General features: G+C 70.8%; 24 protein-coding genes. 8 read left to right on the top strand and 16 right to left on the bottom strand.

Annotated features, from left to right (window positions below):
- Window positions 1-3: 3 nt before the first annotated feature.
- The 4 genes from ACFU8V_RS06110 to csrA are packed head-to-tail and all read left to right on the top strand — an operon-like array spanning window position 4 to window position 4,169.
- On the top strand, window positions 4-765 hold the full coding sequence (locus ACFU8V_RS06110; RefSeq protein WP_378869790.1) for a flagellar biosynthetic protein FliR: 762 nt from the start codon (window positions 4-6) through the stop codon (window positions 763-765).
- The gene (locus ACFU8V_RS06105) at window positions 762-1,853 is read left to right on the top strand and encodes a flagellar biosynthesis protein FlhB (RefSeq protein WP_025104368.1); all 1,092 of its coding nucleotides are present in this window, start codon (window positions 762-764) and stop codon (window positions 1,851-1,853) included. The genes ACFU8V_RS06110 and ACFU8V_RS06105 overlap by 4 nt, the downstream gene beginning before the upstream one ends.
- Entirely contained in the window at window positions 1,850-3,913 is a 2,064-nt protein-coding gene (locus tag ACFU8V_RS06100; RefSeq protein WP_025104369.1) for a flagellar biosynthesis protein FlhA, read from the top strand. Before ACFU8V_RS06105 ends, ACFU8V_RS06100 begins: the two co-directional genes overlap by 4 nt.
- 4 nt (window positions 3,914-3,917) lie before the next feature.
- Entirely contained in the window at window positions 3,918-4,169 is a 252-nt protein-coding gene (gene csrA, locus ACFU8V_RS06095; RefSeq protein ID WP_378869786.1) for a carbon storage regulator CsrA, read from the top strand.
- Here the strand turns inward: csrA and ACFU8V_RS06090 are convergent.
- Window positions 4,166-5,860 carry a 2-isopropylmalate synthase gene (locus ACFU8V_RS06090; RefSeq protein ID WP_378871801.1) on the bottom strand — a complete coding sequence of 565 codons (1,695 nt, stop codon included), beginning with the start codon at window positions 5,858-5,860 and terminating at the stop codon, window positions 4,166-4,168. The genes csrA and ACFU8V_RS06090 overlap by 4 nt on opposite strands.
- Window positions 5,861-6,138: 278 nt before the next feature.
- On the opposite strand from ACFU8V_RS06090, the gene ACFU8V_RS06085 reads away from it, so the two are divergent.
- Window positions 6,139-6,807 (top strand): FadR/GntR family transcriptional regulator, encoded by a 669-nt coding sequence (locus ACFU8V_RS06085; RefSeq protein ID WP_025104372.1) that lies wholly within the window; start codon window positions 6,139-6,141, stop codon window positions 6,805-6,807.
- Between the two features lie 15 nt (window positions 6,808-6,822).
- Here the strand turns inward: ACFU8V_RS06085 and ACFU8V_RS06080 are convergent, their stop codons facing one another.
- From ACFU8V_RS06080 to coaA, 8 genes are all read right to left on the bottom strand, one after another.
- Window positions 6,823-7,959 carry a hypothetical protein gene (locus ACFU8V_RS06080; RefSeq protein ID WP_378869783.1) on the bottom strand — a complete coding sequence of 379 codons (1,137 nt, stop codon included), beginning with the start codon at window positions 7,957-7,959 and terminating at the stop codon, window positions 6,823-6,825.
- On the bottom strand, window positions 7,956-9,548 hold the full coding sequence (locus ACFU8V_RS06075; protein WP_378869780.1) for a sensor histidine kinase: 1,593 nt from the start codon (window positions 9,546-9,548) through the stop codon (window positions 7,956-7,958). The genes ACFU8V_RS06080 and ACFU8V_RS06075 overlap by 4 nt, the downstream gene beginning before the upstream one ends.
- A 209-nt stretch (window positions 9,549-9,757) precedes the next feature.
- On the bottom strand, window positions 9,758-10,603 hold the full coding sequence (locus ACFU8V_RS06070; protein ID WP_378869777.1) for a response regulator transcription factor: 846 nt from the start codon (window positions 10,601-10,603) through the stop codon (window positions 9,758-9,760).
- The gene (tsaE, locus tag ACFU8V_RS06065) at window positions 10,600-11,091 is read right to left on the bottom strand and encodes a tRNA (adenosine(37)-N6)-threonylcarbamoyltransferase complex ATPase subunit type 1 TsaE (protein ID WP_374460673.1); all 492 of its coding nucleotides are present in this window, start codon (window positions 11,089-11,091) and stop codon (window positions 10,600-10,602) included. Before tsaE ends, ACFU8V_RS06070 begins: the two co-directional genes overlap by 4 nt.
- Window positions 11,088-12,194 (bottom strand): alanine racemase, encoded by a 1,107-nt coding sequence (gene alr, locus ACFU8V_RS06060; RefSeq protein ID WP_338565508.1) that lies wholly within the window; start codon window positions 12,192-12,194, stop codon window positions 11,088-11,090. Before alr ends, tsaE begins: the two co-directional genes overlap by 4 nt.
- Window positions 12,191-12,550: a holo-ACP synthase gene (locus ACFU8V_RS06055; protein ID WP_025104378.1), complete on the bottom strand. Its 360-nt coding sequence runs from the start codon at window positions 12,548-12,550 to the stop codon at window positions 12,191-12,193. The genes alr and ACFU8V_RS06055 overlap by 4 nt, the downstream gene beginning before the upstream one ends.
- Before the next feature lie 105 nt (window positions 12,551-12,655).
- Complete coding sequence (glmS, locus tag ACFU8V_RS06050) at window positions 12,656-14,503, bottom strand: glutamine--fructose-6-phosphate transaminase (isomerizing) (RefSeq protein ID WP_062766244.1); 1,848 nt, start codon at window positions 14,501-14,503, stop codon at window positions 12,656-12,658.
- 63 nt (window positions 14,504-14,566) lie between these two features.
- Window positions 14,567-15,520: a type I pantothenate kinase gene (gene coaA / locus ACFU8V_RS06045; RefSeq protein WP_025104380.1), complete on the bottom strand. Its 954-nt coding sequence runs from the start codon at window positions 15,518-15,520 to the stop codon at window positions 14,567-14,569.
- Between the two features lie 28 nt (window positions 15,521-15,548).
- Here coaA and ACFU8V_RS06040 point away from each other — a divergent pair, with 28 nt between their 5' ends.
- Both ACFU8V_RS06040 and ACFU8V_RS06035 read left to right on the top strand, forming a co-directional pair.
- On the top strand, window positions 15,549-16,484 hold the full coding sequence (locus tag ACFU8V_RS06040; RefSeq protein ID WP_366216111.1) for a Ppx/GppA family phosphatase: 936 nt from the start codon (window positions 15,549-15,551) through the stop codon (window positions 16,482-16,484).
- 47 nt (window positions 16,485-16,531) lie between these two features.
- The gene (locus ACFU8V_RS06035; protein WP_366216112.1) at window positions 16,532-16,993 is read left to right on the top strand and encodes a VanZ family protein; all 462 of its coding nucleotides are present in this window, start codon (window positions 16,532-16,534) and stop codon (window positions 16,991-16,993) included.
- Window positions 16,994-17,014: 21 nt separating this feature from the next.
- Here ACFU8V_RS06035 and glmM read toward each other — a convergent pair whose 3' ends face one another.
- From glmM to ACFU8V_RS06000, 7 genes are all read right to left on the bottom strand, one after another.
- A complete protein-coding gene (gene glmM / locus ACFU8V_RS06030) occupies window positions 17,015-18,373 on the bottom strand; it encodes a phosphoglucosamine mutase (RefSeq protein WP_062766240.1) in 1,359 nt (452 codons plus the stop codon).
- A 14-nt stretch (window positions 18,374-18,387) separates the two neighbouring features.
- On the bottom strand, window positions 18,388-18,873 hold the full coding sequence (gene rpsI, locus ACFU8V_RS06025; protein WP_025104384.1) for a 30S ribosomal protein S9: 486 nt from the start codon (window positions 18,871-18,873) through the stop codon (window positions 18,388-18,390).
- 26 nt (window positions 18,874-18,899) lie between these two features.
- On the bottom strand, window positions 18,900-19,346 hold the full coding sequence (rplM, locus tag ACFU8V_RS06020) for a 50S ribosomal protein L13 (RefSeq protein ID WP_025104385.1): 447 nt from the start codon (window positions 19,344-19,346) through the stop codon (window positions 18,900-18,902).
- A gap of 191 nt (window positions 19,347-19,537) precedes the next feature.
- Window positions 19,538-20,206 (bottom strand): endonuclease/exonuclease/phosphatase family protein, encoded by a 669-nt coding sequence (locus ACFU8V_RS06015; protein WP_378869767.1) that lies wholly within the window; start codon window positions 20,204-20,206, stop codon window positions 19,538-19,540.
- Between the two features lie 53 nt (window positions 20,207-20,259).
- Complete coding sequence (gene truA / locus ACFU8V_RS06010) at window positions 20,260-21,108, bottom strand: tRNA pseudouridine(38-40) synthase TruA (protein ID WP_378869764.1); 849 nt, start codon at window positions 21,106-21,108, stop codon at window positions 20,260-20,262.
- Window positions 21,109-21,146: 38 nt separating this feature from the next.
- Entirely contained in the window at window positions 21,147-22,685 is a 1,539-nt protein-coding gene (locus ACFU8V_RS06005) for an APC family permease (protein WP_378869761.1), read from the bottom strand.
- Window positions 22,686-22,783: 98 nt separating this feature from the next.
- Window positions 22,784-23,149 (bottom strand): helix-turn-helix domain-containing protein, encoded by a 366-nt coding sequence (locus tag ACFU8V_RS06000; RefSeq protein ID WP_025104389.1) that lies wholly within the window; start codon window positions 23,147-23,149, stop codon window positions 22,784-22,786.
- A 93-nt stretch (window positions 23,150-23,242) separates the two neighbouring features.
- Here ACFU8V_RS06000 and ACFU8V_RS05995 point away from each other — a divergent pair, with 93 nt between their 5' ends.
- Window positions 23,243-24,088: an SDR family oxidoreductase gene (locus ACFU8V_RS05995; protein ID WP_378869757.1), complete on the top strand. Its 846-nt coding sequence runs from the start codon at window positions 23,243-23,245 to the stop codon at window positions 24,086-24,088.
- The last annotated feature ends 109 nt before the right edge of the window (window positions 24,089-24,197 follow it).

Genomic DNA, 24,197 nt, shown 5'->3' with positions numbered 1-24,197 from the left:
CCCGTGTTCATCCCGATCGACTTCGCGTGGCTGGAGGCCACCCTGCTCGCCGCCGTGCGCATCACGGCGTTCATCATGATCGCCCCGCCGTTCTCGTACGGCGCGATTCCGGTGCGTGTGAAGGCGATGCTCTCGATCGGACTGTCGCTCGCGGTGGGGGCTGCCGTCGCGCCCGGGTACGAGAGCCTGGACACCGGGCCGTTCCTCGGTGCGCTCGTGATCCAGCTGCTCACCGGGGCCCTGCTCGGCTTCCTCGTGCTGCTGTGCTTCTCCGCGGTGCAGGCCGCGGGCAGCCTCATCGACGTGTTCGGCGGTTTCCAGCTCGCCCAGGCCTTCGATCCGGCGGCGATGGTCAACGGCGCGCAGTTCACCCGGCTCTTCCACCTCACCGCGCTGACGCTGCTCTTCGCCTCCGGCGGCTATCAGCTCATCATCGCCGGGCTCGCCCGCAGCTTCGACGCGGTGCCGGTCGACGGCATCTTCCGCGTGGCGGGACCCGCCGAGCTGCTCGTCGACGGGGTGTCCCAGATGGTGCTGGCGGCCGTGCAGATCGCGGGTCCTCTCGTCCTGGTGCTCTTCCTCGCCGACGTCGGGCTCGGTCTCATCACGCGCGTGGCGCCGGCGCTCAACGCCTTCGCGATGGGCTTCCCCGTCAAGATCCTCCTCACGCTCCTGCTTGCGGGCGCCGTGTACGTCGCGTTCCCGGGAATCGTCGACGCCCTCGCCACCCAGGCGTTCCGCCTGATGCAGGGGGTGACACCGTGAGCGGCTCGGACAGCGGCGAACGCAGCGAGAAGGCCACCGAGAAGCACCTCAGGGAGGCCAGGCAGAAGGGTCGGATCGCCCGCAGTCAGGACCTCACGGCGTGGCTCGGCATCGGCGCCGCAGCCGTCATGATGCCCGCCGCCATCGCCGCGGGGACCGCCGCCGGCACCGAGCAGCTGGTGACCCTCGCCGGGCTCATGCAGGCGCCTTCTCCGGAGGCCGCGCTCGCCGCCCTCGGACGGGCCCTCGCCTCGGTGCTGCCCACGCTGGGCGCGCTGCTGGCCGCGGTCGCGATCGTGACGCTGTTCGGCGCGGTGGTGCAGGGCGGCGTGCACCTGCGGAAGCTGTCCGGGCGCTACGAGCAGTTCAACCTCGTCTCCGGCGTGCGGCGGGTGTTCGGCCTGCAGGCGCTGTGGGAGGGGGCGAAGGCGCTCCTGAAGACGGCCGCCATCGCCCTCGCCCTGTGGGTCGTCATCTCCGGGCTCATGCCCGTGCTCACGGCGAGCGGCGCGCACTCCGTGTCGCGGCTGCTCGGCACCGCGGCGGACGGCACCGCGGCCCTGCTGCAGACCGCCATCGCCGTGGGTCTGGTGCTCGCCGCGATCGACCTGTTCGTCGTGATGCGCCGCAACCGCAAGCACACGCGCATGACCAAGCGCGAGGTGCGCGACGAGAACAAGAACTCCGAGGGCGACCCGCTCATCCGGCAGCAGCGCCGGTCGCGTCAGCTCGCGGTGAGCCGCAACCGCATGATCGCCGCGGTCGCCGGCTCCGACGTCGTGGTCGTCAACCCCACGCACATCGCCATCGCGCTCGAATACGACCCCGGCACGTCCGCCCCGCGGGTCGTCGCGAAGGGCAGCGGCGTCATCGCCGAGCGGATCCGCGAGAAGGCGCTCGAGTCCGGCGTCCCCCTCGTCCGCGACATCAGCCTCGCTCGCGCTCTGCACGCCGCGTGCGAGCTGGGCCAGGAGATCCCCGAAGACCTCTACAACGCCGTGGCACGGGTCCTCGTGTTCGTCGACGCGCTGCGGCGCCGAGGCGCCGCCCGCGGCATCCACTCGCTCCCCTACCGGAGGACCGTATGAAGAAGCTCCTCACCACGCTCGGGGTGCCGATCGGCGTCGTCGGCATCATCATGCTGCTCGTCGTCCCGGTGCCGCCGTTCCTGCTCGACGTGCTGATCATCCTCAACATCATGTTCGCGCTGGTGATCCTGCTGACGTCGATGTTCGTGAAGAAGCCGCTCGACTTCTCGGTGTTCCCCTCGCTGCTGCTCGTGGCGACGCTGTTCCGGCTCGGGCTCAACGTCGCCTCCACCCGCCTCGTCCTCGGCGAGGCGTACGCGGGACAGGTGATCGAGGCGTTCGGGGCGATCGCGGTGGGCGGCTCGCTCATCATCGGCGCCGTCGTGTTCCTCATCCTCGTCGTGATCCAGTTCGTCGTGGTGACGAAGGGCGCGGAGCGCGTGGCCGAGGTGGGCGCCCGGTTCACGCTCGACGCGATGCCGGGCAAGCAGATGGCCATCGACGCCGACCTCAACGCCGGCCTCATCAGCGACACCGAAGCCCGCGAGCGCCGGGCGGAGGTCGCCGCCGAGTCCGACTTCTACGGCGCGATGGACGGCGCCTCGAAGTTCGTCAAGGGCGACGCGATCGCCGGGCTCGTGATCATCATCATCAACCTCGTCGGCGGCATCGCGATCGGCCTCGTCCAGCACGGCATGTCGATCGACCAGGCGGTGAGCACCTACAGCCTGCTCACGATCGGCGACGGCCTCGTCACCCAGATCCCCGCGCTGCTCATGGCGGTCTCGACCGGCATGATCGTCACCCGCTCGACCGCCGAGGCCGAGATGGGATCGGCCGCATCGACGCAGCTCGGCCAGTCGCGCAACGCCCTCATCATCGCGGGGTCAGCGGCCATCGTCATGGCGCTCATCCCGCACATGCCGATGCTCCCCTTCCTGGTGATCGGCGCCCTGCTGCTGCTCATCGCCCAGCGCATCACCGCGACCCGCAAGCGGGAGGAGGCGGAGGCGGCGCAGGCACCCGCTCCCGCGCCGGTGGACCAACCGGAGGAGCTCATCGAGCGCATGCGGGTGCACCCCCTCGAGATCCTCCTCGCCCCGGACATCGTGGATCTGGTGACCGGCGGACCCGACGACCTCCTCGCGAGGGTCAAGGCGCTGCGGCGGCGCATCGCGCTCGACCTCGGTCTGGTCACCCCGCCCGTGCGCACCAGGGACAGCATCGAGCTCCCCCAGGCGACCTACGTCATCCGCATCGCGGGCGTCGAGACCGGGCGGGGCACCGCGCCGACCGGGTCGGTGCTGGCTCTCGGGCAGGGCCTGGACAGCCTGCCGGGGACCGCCGCCCTCGACCCCGTGTTCGGTCTCGAGGGCAAGTGGATCCCGATGGAGATGCGCCACAGCGCCGAGTTCGCCGGAGCCACGGTGATCGACCGGGCGAGCGTCATCATCACCCACCTGTCGAGCGTGATCCAGACGCACGCCGCCCGCCTGCTCAGTCGCGAGGACGTGCGTCAGCTCACCGACGCCCTGAAGCAGGTCTCCCCCTCGGCGGTCGAGGAGCTCACCCCCGCGCTGCTGTCGCTCGCGGAGGTCCAGCGGGTGCTGCAGGGGTTGCTCGCCGAACGGGTGCCGATCAACGACCTCAGCCGCATCTACGAGGCGCTCGCGCTCCGCGCGAAGACCTCCACCGACCCGGAGGGCCTGATCGAGGCCGCCCGTGCCGCCCTGGGGCCGGCCATCGCCTCCCGCTTCGCGGAGGACGGCACCCTCCGGGTCGTCATGATCGCCCCGCTGCTGGAGCAGGCGATGCTGGAGAGCCTCCGTCCCGGCGACGAGGGCTCGCAGATCGTCTTCGACCCGCCGCGGATGGAAGCGGTGATCGCGTCGGTGAAGCAGGCCGTGGCGACGCCGACGGACGGCGGTGAACCGGTGCTCGTCTGCGCCCCCTCGCTGCGTCCCGCCGTGCGGCGGCTGGTGTCGGCGCAGACCGACGGCCTCCCCGTCCTCTCCTACAGCGAGGCGACCGCCGCTCCCCTCACGATCGAGACGATCGGCGTGGTCCGCGACTCCTCCACCGCGTCGCTCGGGGCCGCCCCCGCCGCACCAGTAGGCTGAACGAATGCTGGTGTTGACGAGGCGGATCGGTGAGAGCGTGCGCATCGACGGCGAGATCGAGGTCACGCTGCTCGACATCAAGGGCGACAGCGTGCGCATCGGCGTCAAGGCCCCGCGCGAGACCCGCATCCAGCGCACCGAGATCATCGAAGCCGTCGTGGCCGAGAACATGTCCGCCGCCGCCGACACCGACGCGAGCGCCGCGGATGCGATCTCCGCGGCACTCGCGCGGGGGCGCGAGAAGCAGACCCCCTAGTCCCCGCGGGCCGGCGTCGTCGCGGCGCGGCGCTCCGCCGCGTTCCGCACGGCGTGCAGGGTCGCCGCCAGCACGGAGCGGTCGCGGCCGGCCGCCCATTCCGAGCGTGCGCCGTCGCGGTACTCGATCAGGGTGAGCGCGTCGCTGTCCGTGCCCGTTCCGATGCTCGTCTGGTGCAGACTTAGGATCTCGACGGGCAGACCGATTGCCGCGAGCGCCGTGCCCAGCGCCTCCACCGGACCGACGCCGTCGTGGCGGGTCCGCGTCTCGACGCCGTCGGCATGGAGCGTGATCGTCGTGCACCCTCCCGCGACGTCGGCATCCGCCCGCAGCTTCAGCGGTCCCGTGTCCGCGCTCGCGAGGTAGGCGGCGTGGAAGATGTCCCACACCTCCGCGGCCGTGACCTCGCGTCCCGTCTGCTCGGTGCGCCGCTGGACGAGACGGGCGAGGTCGATCTGCAGGCGCCGCGGCAGCTCGATCCCATAGGCGTCTTCCAGCAGGTACGCGATGCCGCCCTTCCCGGACTGCGAGTTGACGCGGATCACGGCGTCGTAGCTGCGGCCGATGTCCGCCGGGTCGATGGGCAGATACGGCACGCGCCATTCGATCTCGTCCTCGGGGCGGCCCTCCTCCGCGGCACGGGCGCGATGCTCCGCGAACCCTTTCCGGATGGCGTCCTGATGGGTGCCCGAGAAGGCGGTGTGCACGAGGTCGCCGGCATACGGGTGCCGCGCGTGGATGTCGATGCCGTTGCAGTGCGCGACGGTCCGGCGGATCTCGTCGATGTCGGAGAAGTCGATCATCGGATCGACCCCCTGTGCGTGGAGGTTGAGGGCGAGGGTCACGAGGTCGACGTTGCCGGTGCGCTCCCCGTTGCCGAAGAGGCACCCCTCGACCCGCTGCGCACCGGCGAGGACGGCGAGTTCCGCGCAGGCGACGCCGGTACCGCGGTCGTTGTGCGGATGCACGGAGAGGATGACCCCGTCGCGACGCCCGAGGTTGCGGTGCATGTACTCGATCTGGTCCGCGTAGACGTTCGGGGTCGCGACCTCGACGGTCGCCGGCAGGTTCAGGATCACGGGACGCTCGGGGGTCGCGTCCCACAGGGTCGTCATCACCCCGCACACGTCGAGGACGAAGTCCGGCTCGGTGAGGGTGAACACCTCGGGAGAGAACTCGAAGCGGACGTTGTCGAGCTCCCCCGCGAGGCGGAGCACGTCCTGCCCGCCCGTGAGGATCAGCGCCCTCAGCCCCTCCCTGTCCTGGCCGAGGACGACATCGCGCCACGTCGGTGCCGTGGCGGTGTACATGTGGATGACGACGGGGTTCCGGATGCCGCGCACGGACTCGACGGTGCGCTCGATCAGGTCGCGCCGCGCGGGCGTGAACACCACGATCGTCACGTCGGCAGGAGCGAGGTCGGTCTCGGCGAGGAGCCGGACGAAGTCGTAGTCCGTCCGGGAGGCCGAAGGGTATCCGACCTCGATCTCCTTGTAGCCCATCGCGACCATGAGCTCGAAGAAGAGCCGCTTGCGGGCCGGGTCCATGGGCTCGGCCAGCGCCTGGTTCCCGTCCCGGAGATCCACAGGGACCCACAGGGGGGCCTGGGTCAGTCGCGCGCTCGGCCAGGTCCGCGTCTGCAGCGGCACGGCGACACGGGAGTACACGTCTCGATAGCGATGCGAGGGCATCTGCGAGGGCCGCTGCCTGTTCCAGTGCGGAGCGTCGTCGGGGAGGGCGCCGGACGGGGTGGCGAGGGTCGGGAAGGCGCGGGATGGGGTCATGATCTGGTTCCTGTTCGGATCGCGAGGAAGGCGACCGGCGCGTCCTGCTCCCCACGACGGGGAGCCGGTCTGACTAGACCCCGTCGTGGCGACGAAGGAGGAGGAACCCGGATGTGCGCATAGGGAGAACCTAGCACAACTCCTCAGACAAGCAGAGCAGTCGAGTCACCTGCGAGAATGGACCCATGACGACCGTGCGCCGCGAATCCCTCGCCGAACAGGCCGCCGAGCTGCTCCTCGCCCGGATCGGAGCCGGCGAATGGGAGGTCGGCGGGAAGCTGCCCGGCGAGACGACGCTCGCTCCGCAGCTCGGCGTGGGTCGCTCGACGGCCCGCGAGGCGATCCGCATCCTGGCCGGGCGCGGTGTGCTCGCCACCCGCCAGGGCGCGGGCGTCTTCGTCACGGCCGTCGAGCCCGCCCCGACCTGGGATGCCGTCCTCGACCGCGCCGACATCATCGCGGTCCTCGAGGCCCGCACCGCGATCGAAGTCGAGGCCGCGGCGCTCGCTGCGGAGCGCCGGACCGCGGCCGACCTGGACGAGCTGAGGCGCACGCTCGCCGAACGCGACCGTCGACGCACGGACATCCGCGCGCACGTCGAGGCGGACATGGCCTTCCACCGGGCCGTCGTCGTCGCCTCCGGCAATCCCGTGCTGCGAGAGCTGTTCGACGGCTTCGCCCCGCGCTCGCTGCAGGCCATGATCGACATGCTGCGCATCCGCGGCCATCACGGCGACGCCGCCGACCAGGACGCGCACGGGCGTATCGGCGATGCGATCGCCGCGCGCGACCCCCGGACAGCCGGCGCCCTGACCCGCGAGCACCTCGATACGGTGAAGAGGCTGTTCGGCTGACGCCGGAAGGCGAGCTCAGACGGCGGTCAGATCCGACTCCTGCGCCCGTTTCCACTGATCCCCGCCGGCGTCGCGCGCCCGCTCCGCCGCGGATGCCGCCGCCGCGACGAGTGTGTCGTAGTCGTATCCCGCGACGGCTGCGGTCGCCCAGCCGATGCTGGCGGAGGAGCGGATCCCGCTCGCAGGCGCCTCCAGATCGATGATCGACACGGATGCCAGGATCGCCCGCAGGTGGAACCGCACCGCCTCGTCGCTTCCGTGGATGATGACGATCGCGCGGTCGTCGGCGACCCGCTCCGCATCGGCTGTCGCCGGAAGCGCGTCGCCGATGTCCGCGTGGAACCGATCGGCGATGCGTCGGAAGCCGGCGCTGCTCGACGCCTCGCGGAGGTCGGTGGGGTCGTCCAGGCGGATGTCGAGGATCGACCAGGCGGGGTCCTTCTGCGCTGACGCCTTGCGAAGCCGCTCCCTGGCGCGCTCCGCCGCGCCGTCCGTCCCGGGCGTCGCGCTCTCCACCCGCACGAGGAGCACGAGGGTGAAGGCTGCGCACGTGCTCACGACGATCGTCCCGACCGCGTTCATCCCGCGCAGCGCGCTGAGCTGCTCCTCCGTGCTCACGCCTCCCGAGACGAGGGCGGAGCCGGCGCTCACGACGGCGACCACGACGAAGCCGCACGCGGCGAGCGCGAGAGGCAGCACGATGTCCCGCGACGCCGGCTGCCCTCGGAGCAGCTCCCAGGCGAGCAGGCCGGCGAAGACCGCCATCGCCAGGAAGACGACGTGGAAGACCGGCAGATACCAGCGCGTGCCCGCCGTGAGGATCAGCGCCGTGGGGACGCCGACGAGCGCGAGGACGACCGGCAGCCAGGGCGCTGACCGTCCGAAGTGCATCCGCACCCCGAGCCACACGAGCGGCACGAAGGAGACGACGATCGCGGAGGCGGCCGCGCGGAGCATGGGGCTGCCGGTGTGGTGACCGGCCAACCAGAGGTAGGCGCCGAGCATCCCGATGCCGAAGGCGACGCCCCAGACGATGGTCGCCCTGCTCGGCCGCGCCAGGGTGGCGAGACCGACGACGATCGCGGTGAGCACGGTCACCACGGCCACCATGCTCGTGGTGACGTCGACGCTGACGGGCACGAGCGGCGTCATACGGGGTCCTCTCTCATTCGTCGGGGGAAGCGGACGGTGACGGTGGTCCCGACGTCCACCTCGCTCGCCACAAGGATGGCGCCGCCGTGCGCGACCACGATGTCCCGCGCGATGCCCATGCCGAGACCGGTGCCGGCGATGCCGCCGCGCACGGCGCTGTCGGCGCGGAAGTAGGGCTCGAACAGCCGCGGCAGCTCCTCCTCGGCGATGCCGATCCCGGTGTCCGCCACGGTGACCTCGGCGTGTCCGTCCGACTCCGCCAGCCGCACCGTGATGCGCCCGCCCCCCGGCGTGTACTTCACGGCGTTGCCCAGGAGGTTGTCCAGCACCTGACGCAGCCGGAACGCGTCGCCCGTGATCACCATCCGCTCGGCCCCGTCGAGGATGAGCTCCTGCCGCGCGGCCCCCATCAGGGGCGCGAACGACGCGGCCGACTCCTCGACGACCACGCGCAGGTCCACCGGCTCGAAGGGGTCGTGCGAGACCCGCCCCGTCTGGGCCTGCATGCTCGTGACGAGATCCTGCAGCCGCTCCCCCGCGTCCGCGATGACCTCGATCTGCGCGGGCACGCGGCCGGGGAGGTCGTCGCGCTCGCGCAGGAGCTCGACGTGGCCGATGATCGCGGTCAGCGGGTTGCGCAGCTCGTGGGAGATCACGGCGGTCAGCGCCCGCCGCTCCTCGGCGGCCTCCAGGAGCGCGGTGACGTCGTCGATGACGACGAGGGTGATGCGCTCCCCCTCCCGGGCTCCGGCGATGGGCTGCGTGGTCACGGCCAGGGCGTGCCACTGCCCTGCCCCGTCGTACAGCCACACCCGCTCCTCCCGCATCGACTCCCCCGCGGCCGCCCGCGCCAGCGTCGTGCGCTCCGGGGTCAGAGCCGTCCCGCGCCGGGCGTCGTACTCGACGGACGCCGACGGGAGCGCCGCGCCGAAGCGGTCACGGCCGTAGAGGGTGCGGTAGGCGTCGTTCATCTGCAGGATGCGGCCCGCGGAGGTGACCACGACCAGCGCGATGCGCAGCGCGTCGATGACCTGCGTGACGCGCTCCTGGTTCGTCTCGGCCCGCTCCGCCGCCCGGTTCACCTGCTCGGAGCGGCGCTGCAGGAGCCGCCGTGCCGCGCCGGAGCGCTGGGCGCCGATGCGGACCGTCACGCCGAGGAAGCTCAAGGTGATGACGACCGTGAGCACGCGCAGCAGCACGTCCTCCGGCGGGCCGGAGCGGTCCGAGAAGAACACCAGGCAGCCGCCGCTGAGCGCGATGCCGACGAACACCCAGGGCATCGAGAAGTAGGTCGCCAGCCAGACCACGGGGAAGACCCAGAGGAAGCCGAGCCGGAGATCCGGCACGTTCGTCGTCAGTCCGACCCCGAGCACGTCGAGCAGCGGGAGGACCGTCACCGCCGTGCGCGGCAGACGTCGCCACGGGACCATGAGCGCCACCAGGGTGGTGACGACGATGAGGCCGATCCCCCCGATGAACAGCGGGATCGCGAGGGTCTGCGGCTTGAAGCCCGCGACCATCACCACGATGGCGACGATGCTCGCGGTGAACACCAGCTGCCACCGCCAGATCGAGACCGTGCGGATCATCAAGGTCCACCTCCCGGTCGATCCTCAGCATTCACGCAAGATTACTCAAAGATCGTCACATCTCGCTCTTCAGGAGGCGTTCGCGCCCTACGATTCTGAGTGGGAGCCGACGCTGCGACTGGGGATTTCGCAGAAGCTGGGGCCGCGCGAGTGGGGATTCGCAGGCATCCGGGGCCGCGGTGGGGGAGCCGCGGCCTCGACCCCTCCCGTCAGGGGCGCCGATCGTCGGACGTGAGGCGGTATCCGACGCCACGCACCGTCTCGATGTAGCGAGGGGCGGTGGGACTGTCGCCGAGCTTCCGACGCAGATTGGCCATGTGCGTCTCGATCGCCCGCTTGTCGGGTTCGCTTACCCGATCGAAGGCGTCGCCGGAGGCTCCGCGCAGTCCGAGCGCGAGGTCGGCTTTGCTGCAGACCCGGCGGCCGGCCTCGAGGAGCGCCGCGAGCAGGTCGAACTCGGTGGGGGTGAGTTCGACGAGGCGCTGGGCGACGAGCACGAGGCGCGTGTCGAGGTCGAGACTGAGGTCACGGTGCACGAGCCCTCGCCACGTGGCCACGGTGGCATCGGCGGCGGCACCGGCCGGGAGCGCGGCACTCGGGGCGGGTGAGGCCGCGGGCACGGGGGTCGAAGCCGCCGGGACCTGCGCGGCGGCGAGAGGGAGCGGGTCCGTCGCCGGGGTGCGGGTGCGCCGGAGGAGCGCCTCGATCCGGGCACGCAGCTCGCGCGGCCGGAAAGGCTTCACCAGGTACTCGTCGGCACCGGAGGTGAGGCCGAGCACCACGTCCGACTCGTCGGCCAGGGCGGACAGCATGATGATGAAGGTGTCGCTGACCTGTCGGATGCGCCGCGCGACCTCGAAGCCGTCGATGCCGGGGAGGTTGATGTCGAGCGTGGTGATGATCGGACGGTGCGCCGCGACCGCCGCGAGCCCCTCCGGCCCGGAGCCGGCCAGCACGGTGCGGAACCCCGCGGCGAGGAACACCTCGTCCAGCAGCGACCGGACCCCGGGGTCGTCCTCGATGATGACCGCGACCAGCGGCTCCCCCGCCGTCACGCGCGCTCCTCACGGGTGATCGTGACGACGCGAGGTGCGTCGGCGTCGAGTTCCGACGGGTCGAGGGCGTCGTCCTCGCCGGCACCGACGGGGCGTTCGATCTCGATGTCCCACCAGGCGTCGGCGAGCTCCTCCGCCATACCGCGGCCCCATTCCACGACCACGACCGACCGCTCCAGGTCGAGGTCGAGGTCGTCGAGTTCCGCCGCGGAGCCGAGGCGATAGGCGTCGACGTGCACGAGCGGCGCGCGGCCGACGACCGACGGATGCGTGCGGGCGATCACGAACGTGGGGCTCTGCACGGGACCGCGCACCCCGAGGCCCTCGGCCAGGCCGCGGGTGAACGTGGTCTTGCCCGCCCCCAGCGGCCCGGTGAGGATCAGGAGGTCGCCCGGCTCGAGCTGCTCGCCGATGCGCAGGCCGAGCTGCTCCATCTCCTCGGAGGTGGAGATCCGGCGGCGTCCGAGGAACGCGGGGTCCAGGCTCACGTCGTCCTCCGCGGCACCCGGTGACCGATGCGGGTGACGATCTCGTAGCCGATCGTGCCGGCGACCTCCGCCCAATCCGTGGCTGACGGCACGCCGAGGGTCGGATCCCCGAACAGGGTGACCTCGTCACCGACACCCACCGGCGCATCCCCGACGTCCACGACGAACTGATCCATCGCGATCCGTCCGACGTTCGTGTAGCGGCGCCCTCCGATCGACACGGGCAGGCGTCCTGAGGCGCTGCGGGGCACGCCGTCGGCATAACCGAGGGGCACGAGCGCCAGGGTGGTCTCGCGGTCGGTGCGGTGCACGTAGTCGTAGGAGACCCCGGTACCGGCGGGAACACGACGGACGGCCGCCACCGCCCCGCGCAGGGTCATGGCCGGGCGCAGACCCAGTTCCGCGGAGGAGCGGTCGTCAAAGGGCGAGAGGCCGTACGTGCCGATGCCGATGCGGACGGCGTCCAGCCGTGTCTCAGGCAGGTCGATCGCGGCGGCCGTGGCGGCGATGTGGCGGATCTCCGGGCGTACGCCGAGCGCCGCGGCCTGCGCCACACCCTCCTCGAACCGGGCGAGCGCGGCGCGGTCGTCGGCCGGCGAGGCGTTGGAGAGGTGCGAGAAGAGGCCCACGATGCGCAGGCGGCCGATGCGCTCCAGCCGGGCGGCCTCGGCGAGCACCGTCCCCCAGTCGTCGGGAGCGATGCCGTTGCGTGACAGCCCGGTCTCGAGCTTCAGGTGCACGGCGACCGGGCGGTCCGCGGACGCGGCGGCGGCGGCCGCCTGCAGCTGGTCGTACGACGAGATGCCGACCTCGACCCCTTCCGCAGCCGCCTCCAGGAACCGCTCCCCCGGGGCGTGCAGCCAGGCCACCACAGGCGCGTGCACGCCCTGACGCCGCAGTTCCAGCGCCTCCGGGATCTCGGCCACGCCGAGCCGCGTCGCACCGGCGGAGAGCGCGGCCACGGCGGTCGCGGCGGCGCCGTGGCCGTAGGCGTTGGCCTTGACGACGACGAGCACCTCGACTCCGGTGAGCCGGCGGAAGTGCCGCACGTTGTCGGCGATCGCATCGAGGTCGATCGTGGCCTCGCGGAACGGGACGGTCACAGCGGGGCTCCTTCGGCGACGACGAACGCGGCGGCGAGGCCGGCATCGTGGGTGAGGGTGAGATGCAGCGTGCGGATGCCGCGCTCCTCGACGACCGCGGCGGTGGATCCGGACAGCACGAAGTGCGGCTTTCCGGAGGCCTCCGAGGCGATCTCGATCTCGGTCCAGTGCACGCCGTCGGAGCCGCCGAGCGCCTTGATCAGCGCTTCCTTCGCGGCATATCGCGCGGCCAGAGACGGCAGCCGGAGCTCCCGTTCGGACGGAGCGAACAGCCGCTCGCGCAGGCGAGGGGTGCGGGTCATCGTGCGCTCGAACCTCGGGATGTCCACGAGGTCGATGCCGGTGCCGATGATCACGCGTTCAGCCTACCCGGGCTTGCCCACCCACCCCTCTCCGTACACCCCACCCCTCTGCGTGCGCACGCAGAGGGGTGGGAGGAACACAAGGGGGTGGGTCGGCGGTCACTCCACCGTGACGGACTTCGCGAGGTTGCGCGGCTGGTCCACGTCGAGACCCTTCGCGGTGGCCAGCGCCATCGCGAAGATCTGCAGCGGAACCACGGCGAGCAGCGGCTCGAACATGGGCCCGGCGAGCGGGATGTGGATGACCTCGTCGGCGAAGGGCAGCACGGCGGCGTCGCCCTCCTCCGCCACGACGATCACGCGGGCGCCACGGGCGCGGATCTCCTGGATGTTGGAGACGACCTTGGAGTGCACGAGCGCGGAGTGCCGCGGCGACGGCACGAGCACGAACACCGGCTGTCCCGGCTCGATCAGGGCGATCGGACCGTGCTTGAGCTCACCGGCGGCGAAGCCCTCCGCGTGGATGTAGGAGATCTCCTTGAGCTTGAGCGCACCCTCGAGCGCGATCGGATAGCCGACGTGGCGGCCGAGGAAGAGCACCGAGCGGGTGTCGGCCATCCAGCCGGCGAGCTGCGAGACGTGCTCGTGCTCGCTCTCCAGCACCTTCGCGACCTTCTCCGGCAGCGCGGCGAGCTCTTCGACGTCCGTGGAGGCGTCGGCGACGACACCGCGGACGCGGCCCATGTGCAGGCCGAGCAGCAGCAGGGCCGTGATCTGGGCGGAGAACGCCTTGGTCGAGGCCACGGCGACCTCCGGGCCGGCGTGGGTGTACACGACGGCGTCGGACTCGCGCGGGATGGTCGCGCCCTGCGTGTTGCAGACCGACAGCGTGCGGGCACCGCGCTCCCGGGCGTACTTCACGGCCATGAGGGTGTCCATGGTCTCGCCGGACTGGCTGATCGAGACCACGAGGGTGTCCGCGCCGATGACCGGGTCGCGGTAGCGGAACTCGTGGGCGAGCTCGACGTCGACGGCCACGCGGGCCCACTGCTCGATCGCGTACTTGCCGACGAGCGCGGCATAGGAGGCCGTGCCGCACGCCGTGATGATGACGCGGTTGATGCCGACGAAGAGCTCGTCGAGGCCGTCCAGCTCCGGGATCACGACCTGACCGTCGCGGATGCGTCCGCGGATGGTGTTCGCGACCGCCTCGGGCTGCTCCGCGACCTCCTTGGCCATGAAGCTCGACCATCCGCCCTTCTCGGCGGCGGCGGCGTCCCAGGAGACGTCGAAGGGCTCGGCGGTGACGGGCGTCCCGGCGAAGTCGGTCACGGTCACCGCGTCCGGGGTGATCGAGACGATCTGGTCCTGACCGATCGCCAGTGCCTTGCGGGTGTGCTCGACGAAGGCGGCGACGTCGGAGCCGAGGAAGTTCTCCCCCTCGCCCAGACCGATCACGAGCGGCGAGTTGCGGCGGGCGCCGACGACGAGCCCCGGGTGGTCCTGGTGCATGGCCAGGAGCGTGAAGGCCCCCTCGAGGCGGTTCACCACCGTGCGGAAGGCGAGGGCGAGATCGCCGCCGTTGCCCGCATACTCGCGGCCGAGGAGGGCGGCGGCCACCTCGGTGTCGGTCTCGCTGCGGAAGGCGACGCCGTCGGCGAGGAGCTCGTCGCGCAGGGCCGCGAAGTTCTCGATGATGCCGTTGTGGATCACCGCGAGCTTGTCGTCGTCGGCGAGGTGCGGGTGCGCGTTGACGTCGGTCGGTCCGCCGTGCGTCGCCCAGCGGGTGTGGCCGATGCCGGTCGTGCCGTCGGCGAGGGGGGCGTCGCCGAGCGAGTCGCGCAGCATGGCGAGCTTGCCCGCCTTCTTGCGCATGCCCAGCGTCCCCTCGCCGTCGATCACGGCGATGCCCGCGGAGTCATAGCCGCGGTACTCGAGCCGGGCGAGGCCGGCGAGAAGGATGTCCTGGCTGGGCCGCGGGCCCACGTATCCGACGATTCCACACATGCGGATAAGGGTAAGCGGCATTTTTTGCGAACCGTCCGAACAATCGGCCGCCGCCGCGAGCGGTCAGAGCTTGCGCAGGAGCACGCTCTCCACGTCGTGATCCGCGCCCTTCCGCAGGACGAGCCGTGCCCGATGCCGAGTCGGCATCACGTTCTCGACGAGGTTGGGCATGTTGATCTCGTTCCAGTATCCCAATGCAGTGGTGATCGCCTCCTCGTCGGTGAGGTGCGCGAACACGTTGAAGTACGAGTTCGGGTTGCTGAAGGCACCCTGCCGCAGAGCGAGGAACCGGTCGACGTACCACTTCTCGATGTGTGCCGTGTCGGCGTCCACGAAGATCGAGAAGTCGAAGAGATCGCTCACGGCCACGTCGTTCGGCGCCGGCGGGGGCTGCAGGACGTTCAGCCCCTCGACGATCACGACGTCCGGCCGGCGCACCACGACGTGGGCGTCCGGGACGATGTCGTACCGCATGTGGGAGTAGAACGGCGCGCGCACCTCGGGAGCCCCGCTCTTGACCTCCGTGAGGAACTGGATCAGCGCCCGGCGGTCGTACGACTCGGGGAAGCCCTTGCGGTCCATGAGGCCGCGGCGCTCCAGCTCGGCGTTCGGGTAGAGGAAGCCGTCCGTCGTGACCAGCTCCACCCGCGGCGTCCCCGGCCAGCGGCTCATGAGCTCGCGGAGGAGCCGGGCGATCGTCGATTTGCCCACCGCGACGGAGCCGGCGACGCCGACGACGAACGGCGTCGTGGTGTCGTCCTCCTGCAGGAACGTCGAGGTCGCGGCGCCGAGCTGCTTGGTCGCGCTCGCGTACAGACTCAGCAGCCGGCTCAACGGGAGGTAGACCTCGCGCACCTCGGTGAGGTCGAGCCGGTCGCCGATGCCTCGGAGTTCGACGACCTCGGTCTCGGTGAGCGGCTGGTCGAGTCCCGCGGCGAGACGCGCCCACTCCGCGCGCCCGATCTCCCGGTACGGCGACAGCGGCAGCGTGGGGTCGACGGTGGTCACGTCGTCCATCGTAACCGCGCGCGAGTATCCTCATCCCGTGCGCCTCGGAGTCATCGACATCGGATCGAACACCGTCCACATGCTCGCGGCCGACGTGCGTCCCGGCGGACGACCGCTCGCGACGACGAGCGACCGCACCGTGCTGCGCCTCATGCGCTACCTCACACCGGACGGCGCGATCGCCGAGGAGGGCGTGCGGGCTTTGGAGGCGGCCGTCGCCCAGGCGCGTCGGGTCGCCGAGACCGAGGGCGTCGACGCTCTCCTCGCCACCGCCACGAGCGCCGTGCGCGACGCCCGCAACGGGGCTGCCGTGATCGCCCGCATCGAGGCCGCGCTCGGCCAGCCGCTGCAGGTGCTCGACGGCGAGACCGAGGCCGCGCTCACCTTCCTCGCCGTGCGACGCTGGTTCGGCTGGTCCGCCGGCCGACTGCTGCTCCTCGACATCGGCGGCGGTTCGCTGGAGATCGCCGCGGGGGCCGAGGAGCTCCCGGAGATCGCCACCTCCGTGCCGTTGGGCGCGGGACGTATGACGGTGCGCTTCCTCCCGCAGGACCCACCCGGCGAGGACGACGTGGACCGGCTCCGCGCGCATGCGACGACGACGCTCGCCTCCGTCGTCCCCGCGTTCACGGCGCTCCCCCGTCCCGACCACGTCGTCGGATCGTCCAAGGCCATCCGCTCCCTCGCGCGTCTGGTCGGCTACCCGGTCCCCGGCTGGTCGGGGAGCGAGCGGATGCTGCTGCCTCGTGCGGCCCTCGGGTCGTGGATCCCGCGGTTGGCGCGTCTGCCCGCATCGGCGCGGCAGGAGCTTCCCGGCATCACTCCCGACCGCACCTTCCAGATCGTCGCGGCGGCGGTGTCGCTGCATGCGGCGATGACGGCGCTCGACGTGGAGGAGCTGGAAGTGTCGCCCTGGGCGCTGCGGGAAGGCGTGCTGCTGCGGTACATCGAGCAGCAGGGCCCGCCCGGGTGACCCCCGCCGCCGGACGGATCCCCAGGTTCGCCCCCTAGGCTCGCGCCATGCCCTCCCGCTTGACGAAGACCGCCATCGCGGCGCGCGTGCTGCTCGTCCCGTACGTCGTCGCCGTCGCGATGATCGTCTGGCTGCCGGCCACGGTCGCGTCGCGGGTGACGGGTATCGCGTTCCGTCTCGCGGAGTACGCCTCCGCCCATCTCGGGATCTCGCTCTCGACGAGCTACACCGTGTTCGAGTTCCTCGCGAACATCGCGCTGTTCGTCCCGCTCGGGCTTCTCCTGGCCGCGGGATGGCCGCGCTGGAGCCCCTGGCTCGTGATCCTGACGGGCTACGCCGCGAGCGCCACGATCGAGCTCGTGCAGACGCTGCTGCCCAGCCGCTACCCGACGCTGTCGGACGTGATCGCGAACACCCTGGGCACCATCGTCGGATGCCTGCTCGTCCGGGTGGCCGTGGGCCTGCGGCCGCGCCCGAGAGCCGTGCAGCCGACCTCGACGGCAGGGTGAGGCAGCGAGCCCCCGCCCCCGTCAGAGGGCGAGGCGCTCCTGCACCACGGCAGCCAGTCGTTCGGCGTGAGCCCGTGCCGACTCGGAGTCGGCCGCCTCGACCATGACGCGCACCAGCGGCTCGGTGCCGGACTTGCGCAGCAGCACACGCCCGGTATCGCCCAGCTCGGCCTCGACGTCGCGCACCGCCTGCTGCACGACCTCGTCATCGGCGACGCGATCCTTGTCGACGTCGCGGACGTTGATCAGCAGCTGCGGGTACACGGTCATGACGGACGCGAGCTCGGCGAGGGACTTGCCCTGCCGCGCCATCTCGGCCACCAGATGCAGACCGGTGAGCAGGCCGTCACCCGTGGTGGCGTATTCGCTCATGATGACGTGGCCGGACTGCTCGCCGCCGAGGGCGTAGCCGCCGGCGTTCATGTCCTCGAGCACGTAGCGGTCGCCGACGGCCGTCTGACGCACCGTGATTCCGTGCTCGCGCATCGCGACGTGCAGGCCGAGGTTGCTCATGACCGTGGCCACGAGGGTGTCGTCGGTGAGACGACCGCGCTCCTTCATCGACACGGCGAGGATGGCCATGATCTGGTCGCCGTCCACGACGTTGCCCTGTGCGTCGACCGCGAGGCAGCGATCCGCGTCGCCGTCGTGCGCGATGCCGACGTCGGCGCCGAGCCGGACGACGGCCTCGGCGAGGTTGTCGAGGTGGGTCGAACCGACGCCGTCGTTGATGTTCCAGCCGTCGGGGTCGGCACCGATCACCGTGACCTCGGCGCCTGCATCGCGGAACGTCTCCGGCGAGACACCGGAGGCGGCGCCGTGGGCGCAGTCGAGCACGACGTGGATGCCCTCGAGACGGTGCGGCAGCGACGCGAGCAGGTGCACCACGTAGCGGTCCTCGGCGTCCGAGAACCGGTCGATGCGGCCGACGCCGGCACCGGTCGGGCGCAGCATCTCGCCGTGCATGGCCTCCTCGATGCGCTGCTCCACGATGTCAGGGAGCTTGCGTCCGCCGCGGGCGAAGATCTTGATCCCGTTGTCGGGCGCCGCGTTGTGCGACGCGGAGATCATCACGCCGAAGTCGGCGTCGCGATCCGCGACGAGGAATGCCAGCGCCGGCGTGGGGATGACCCCGGCCTCGAGGACGTCGACGCCGGAGGAGGCGAGTCCCGCGGAGACGGCGGCGGTCAGGAAGTGCCCCGAGACCCGGGGGTCACGGGCGACGACGGCGGTGAGTCGCTTGCCTTCGGCCTTGCGAGCCTCCGCAGTACGGCCCTGGCCCAGGACGACAGCAGTCGCCTGGGCCAGGGTGAGCGCCAGGTCGGCGGTGAGGATGCCATTGGCGAGTCCTCGCACGCCGTCCGTGCCAAAGATCGGCATCGGAGCAGTGGACCTTAACGCTTCGAGTACTGAGGCGCCTTACGGGCCTTCTTGAGTCCGGCCTTCTTGCGCTCCTTGACGCGAGCGTCGCGCGAGAGGAAGCCGGCCTTCTTCAGGGTCGGACGGTTGTTCTCCGCGTCGATGCCGTTGAGGGCACGGGCGATGCCGAGACGCAGGGCGCCGGCCTGGCCGGAGTCGCCACCACCCGAGATGCGGGCGATCACGTCGTAGGCACCGGCGAGGTTCAGCGCGGTGAACGGGTCGTTGATGAGCTGCTGGTGCAGCTTGTTCGGGAAGTAGTCCTCGAGCGTGCGGCCGTTGACCGTGATGGTGCCCGAGCCGGGAACCAGACGCACGCGGGCGATGGCCTGCTTGCGACGGCCGACAGCGGCGCCGGGGACGCTCAGCACGGGGCGGGGAGCCGCCTCGACCGCGTCGGTCTCCGGGGTCGACGTCGAGAAGTTCTGGAGGTTTTCGGTGGAGTCCTGGATGTCAGCCACGAGTATGTCCTTAGTCTGTACGGCGCTTACTGGGCGACCTGGTCGAGGGTGTACGGCTGGGGCTGCTGCGCGGCGTGCGGGTGCTCGGCACCGGCGTACACCTTCAGCTTCGACAGCTGCTGGCGGCCCAGGCTGTTCTTCGGGAGCATGCCACGGATGGCCTTCTCCACGGCGCGGACCGGGTTCTTCTCGAGGAGCTCGGCGTAGCTGACGGCCTTGAGGCCACCCGGGTAGCCGGAGTGGCGGTACGCCATCTTCTTCTGGAGCTTCTGACCGGTGAGCGCGACCTTGTCGGCGTTCACGATGATGACGAAGTCACCCGAGTCGATGTGGTTGGCGAAGGTCGGCTTGTGCTTGCCACGCAGGAGCGTCGCCGCGTGCGAAGCCAGACGGCCGAGAACGACGTCGGTGGCGTCGATGACGACCCAGTCGCGCTGGACTTCGCCAGCCTTGGGGGTGTAAGTGCGCGTCACGATAGTGCTGCTTTCTTGTCGAACGGAGGTGTTCGTGAATCCCACTCCGGGGTGGTTCTTCCCTACGGGGAGGAACACGCCAGTGGAGGGCTCACGTTCGGATGTGCGTCTTCCCCGCAGGACAGGGAAGGGCACCAAAGAGTCAGCATACGCCACCGGAACGGCATTCCCAAACCCGCCGGCGCCCGGACTCAGTCCGGGCGGACCGTCACGAGGATCGGGCGGTGGTCGCTGGAGCGCTGCGGCAGCGTGGTGATGCGCTCGATCTCGAAGCCGGACGACGTCGCGAAGTCGTAGTGCCCGCGGAAGACGCGGTAGCGCGTGTAGGTGTGGTCGTCGCTGAGGGAGAGCGCGTAGCCCTGGTCGCGCACGGCCTGCCCGAGGTTCTCCTTGAACACGGGGTAGTTGTAATCGCCCACCATGAGCTGCGGCAGTCCCTCGCCCAGCGTCGCGAGCTCGGCGAGCGCCGCACGGATCTGATGCCGCCGCAACGAGTTCAACGCCGTCAGGGGCGCGGCGTGGAAGGACGCGACGATGAACTCGCCGCCGTCGTCGATGTCGCGCAGGCGCGCGCCGAGCACGCGCTCGTGCGCCGGCTTCGCGATGCGATCGTGCAGCGACTTCTTCAGGCCGAGGGTACGGATGCCGTGCAGGCGGTAGGTGCTCTCGCGATAGAAGAGCGCGAGACCGAGGCGGTTGCCCTGTGTCGCATCCGCCAGCACGAGGCCGCCGATTCGGTCCGGCAGCTCCGGGACGTCGCACTCCTGCAGGCAGAGGATGTCGGGATCATGCTCATCGACGAGCGCCGCGAGCTCGCCGGCGGCCCGGTGCTTGCGCAGGTTGTAGGAGATGACCTTCATGATCGTCCCCACGCTACCCGCCCCATCTGTGCCCCGGCTCCGGATCCGGACGATCAGTCGGTCTCGTGGTCCCGGCGGGCGCGGGTCTGGGCTGCCCGCGCGGCGAGGAGATCGTCGGCGGGGTATCCGACCTCGGTGAGCGTGAGCCCGCGGGCGGCGAGCACCTTGAACTCGCTGGTCCGCGTGAGGGCATCGCGGAGCACGACGAGGTCGCCCACGTCGAGGCGCCCCTCCCCCACCGCCGCGCAGGCGCCGACGAGGGCCCGCACCATGCTGTGGCAGAACGCGTCGGCCTTCACCTCCGCGACGAGCACCCCGTCCGCGTCCCGCTGCCACCGGTAGTCGAGCAGCGTGCGGATGGTCGTGGCCTCCTCGCGCGGCTTGCAGTAGGCGGCGAAGTCGTGCAGACCGATGAGGGTCCGGGCGGCGGCGTCCATGGCCTCGGCGTCCAGCCGACCGCGGATCGTCGTGGTGTCGAGACGCCGCAGCGGGTCATAGCCGGCGAGGTCGTCGGCGAGCCGGTACCGATAGCGTCGCCAGACCGCGGAGAAGCGCGCGTCGAAGCCCTCGGGGGCGAGGGAGGAGCGCACGACCGACACGTCGGGGTAGGCGCCGAGCACCCCGCGCATGCGCGCCGCGATGCTGGCCGCGGGATCCTCGGCGGCGCGGCCGTGTCGTGCCTGGATCCGGGCCCACTGCGCCTCGTCGAGATCCACGTGCGCGACCTGTCCGCTCGCATGCACGCCGGCGTCCGTCCGTCCGGCGACGACGAACCGCACGTCGGAGCCGACGATCCGGGCGAGCGCCGCCTCCAGCGTCCCCTGGACCGTGCGGAGCGTGGGCTGCGTGGCCCACCCGCGGAAATGGGTGCCGTCGTAGGCGATGTCGAGCCGGATGCGCACGAGGCCAGCCTAGGACAGCCGCGCGCGCACCCTGCGCCTCAGATGCCGCCGTCGACCGAGCGGATCATCGCGCCCGGCTCCTCCGGCACCATCACCTCGGTCTCCCGGTTCAGGCTCTCGCCCCGGAAGAACCGCTTCGACCGCGGGAAGAGGTACCAGAGGAACATCAGGACGAGGCCGATCGCCAGCGACCCGATGCCGATCACGAACGTGCCGCCGATGCCGAAGAGCACGGTGTAGCCGTAGTCGACATCCCACATGTCGATCGCCGACTGCACGAACGCGCCGGTCAGCAGCAGCGCTCCGAGCAGCGGGAAGATGCCCTTGAAGAACAGGTCGCGGGTCGAGCGGCGCAGGTCGGCACGGAAGTACCAGACGCAGGCGAAACCGGTGATGGCGTAGTAGAACGCGATCGCGAGGCCCAGCGAGAGGATCGAGTCCTGCAGGATGTTGTCGCTGATGAAGGTCATGCCGACGTAGTAGAGGGAAGCCACCACGCCCATGACGATGGTCGAGAACGACGGCGTCTTGTAGACCGGGTGCACGTCCTTGAACTTCGCCGGGAGCGCCCGGTACACGCCCATCGCGAGCGTGCCGCGGGCGGTCGGGAGGATGGTCGTCTGGGTGGACGAGATCGCCGAGATGATGACCGCGACCACCAGCACCCAGCCGAACGGTCCGAGCAGCCCGTCCTTGATGGCCAGGAAGAAGTCGTCGGCGTTGGCCTCGTTGCCGAGTCCCGTGCCGTCCTCGCCGAGTCCGGCGTACATCATCGCGGCGATCGTCACCGCGACGTACGTCACCAGGAGGATGACGCACGTGAGCACCGCGGCGCGGCCGGGGATGCGCTTCGGGTCCTTCGTCTCCTCGTTGAGGGCGAGGCAGGTGTCCCATCCCCAGTAGATGAAGAGCGCGAGGAGGATCGCCTCGGTGAAGCCCGACCAGTCGGTGAAGCCGAAGGGGTTCAGCCACTCCCACGAGAACGGGGTGGCGTCGGGGGCGTCGCCCGTGAAGAACTGCCAGAGGGCGGCCACGATGAAGATCGCCAGCGCGAGGTACTGGATCGCGAGGAGCACGTTCTGAATGCGCTCGCCGATCTCGACCCCGCGCCAGCTCACCCAGGTCATCGCCGCGATGAAGAGAACCGCCACGACGACGACGCGCCAGTCGTTGTTCTCGAGGTCCTGCCCGATCAGCGACCAGAAGTACACGGAGGCGATCTGCGCGAGGTTCGCGAGCACGACCATGCCGGCGACCGCGACGCCCCAGCCGCCCATCCAGCCCACCCACGGCCCGAAGGCCTTGGTGCCCCAGGTGAACGTGGTGCCGCAGTCGGGGACGGCGTTGTTGAGCTCGCGATAGGCGAAGGCGATCAGCAGCATCGGCACGAAGGCGATGATGAAGGCGATCGGCGCCTGCGCGCCGACGGCGAGCACGACGAAGCCGAGCGTCGCGACGAGCGAGTAGACGGGGGCCGTGGAGGCGAGCCCGATGACGGTGGAGCCCCACAGGCCGAGGGTGCCTGCGGCCAGGCCCTTGCCGTCGGGGCGTTCGAGGTGGATGGGCGTCGTTGCCATGTCCTGAACAGTACGGCTCGCTGCGGTATCCCGTCAATCCTTTTGTTTCTGCAACGGAATCCATGCGTCGCGTTCAGATACGCGAAGGATTCCGTGGGTCAGTCGCGACCGAGCATTCCGTCGGCGTGCGCCGCGACCCACTCCATCAGCGGAAGCATCCGCTCCATCAGGTCACGCCCGAGAGGCGTGAGGCTGTACTCGACATGCGGCGGCACCGTCGGCAGCGACTCCCGATGCACCAGGCCGTCGTCGGTGAGGGTCCGCAAGGTCGACGCGAGCATCTTCTCGCTGATGCCGTCCACCTCCCGACGCAGCTCGCCCCAGCGCCGCGTGCCGTCGGAGAGACAGGAGAGTACGAGCACGCCCCACTTGCTCATGATGTGGTCGAGGATGACGCGTGTCCCGCATCCCTGATCGAAGAGAGCGGGCTGGGAATCGCGGATCTGCGCAAAACTCACCGTCATGTGGGTACCTTACCGAAAAGTGGGTACCCGCCGAAAGGAATGCGGAGCACGGCTGCCGGGGTTGTCCGGGGAGTCAGCAACGAAAGGACTCCCATGACCATCCTCGTCACCGGTTCGACCGGTCACCTCGGCCGCCTCATCGTCGCCGCCCTGCTCGCGCGCGGCGTCGACCCGCAGACGATCCGCGCCGGTGCGCGCGACCTCGCCAAGGGGGCCGACCTCGGCGTGCCCGTCGTCCGTCTCGACTACACCAACCCGGCGTCGGTCGCGGCGGCGCTCGACGGCGTGGACACCGTCGTGCTCGTCTCCGGCTCGGAGGTGGGCCAGCGCGTCGCGCAGCATCAGGCGGTCATCGAGGCCGCGAAGGATGCCGGGGTGTCGAAGTTCGTCTACACGAGCGCTCCGAAGGCCACCACGAGCTCCCTCGTCCTGGCTCCCGAGCACAAGGCCACCGAGGAGCTCATCGCGGCTGCAGGTCTTCCCGCGGTGATCCTCCGCAACAACTGGTACACCGAGAACTACGCCGCCGACCTGGCTCGTGCAGCGGAGACCGGCACCCTCAGCGCCGGCACCGGAGAGGGCCGCGTCGCCTCCGCCAGCCGGAAGGACTACGCCGAGGCCGCCGCCGTCGTCGCCACCGAGGACGGACACCTCGGTGCGGTCTACGAGCTCGGCGGGGACGTCGCATGGACCTACGCCGACCTCGCCGCCGCGATGACCGAGGTGACGGGCCGCGAGGTCGTGTTCGTCCCCCTCTCCGCCGACGAGCAGCTCGCCGCGCTCCGCGCCGCCGGCCTCGACGAGGGCACCGCCGGGTTCGTCGTCGCCCTGGACGCCGGCATCCGCGACGGCGCCTTGGCGGACACCGACGGCACCCTCCGCCGCCTCATCGGCCGCCCGACGACCCCGCTCGTCGAGGGCCTCCGCGCCCTGGTGTGACCCGTGGAGGGGGGGGGGGGGGGGGGGGGGGGGGTGTTCTCTCTTCTTTCTGCTGCGCGGCTCCCTTCGGGTTCTACGTGAGGGGGGTTTCCCGTCCCGCCATCTCCTC

The sequence above is a fragment of the Microbacterium sp. NPDC057658 genome (assembly GCF_042799975.1).
Taxonomy (GTDB): domain Bacteria; phylum Actinomycetota; class Actinomycetes; order Actinomycetales; family Microbacteriaceae; genus Microbacterium.
The sequence above is the reverse complement of the archived record's forward strand: the minus strand, read 5'-3'. Positions and strand labels throughout refer to the sequence as shown.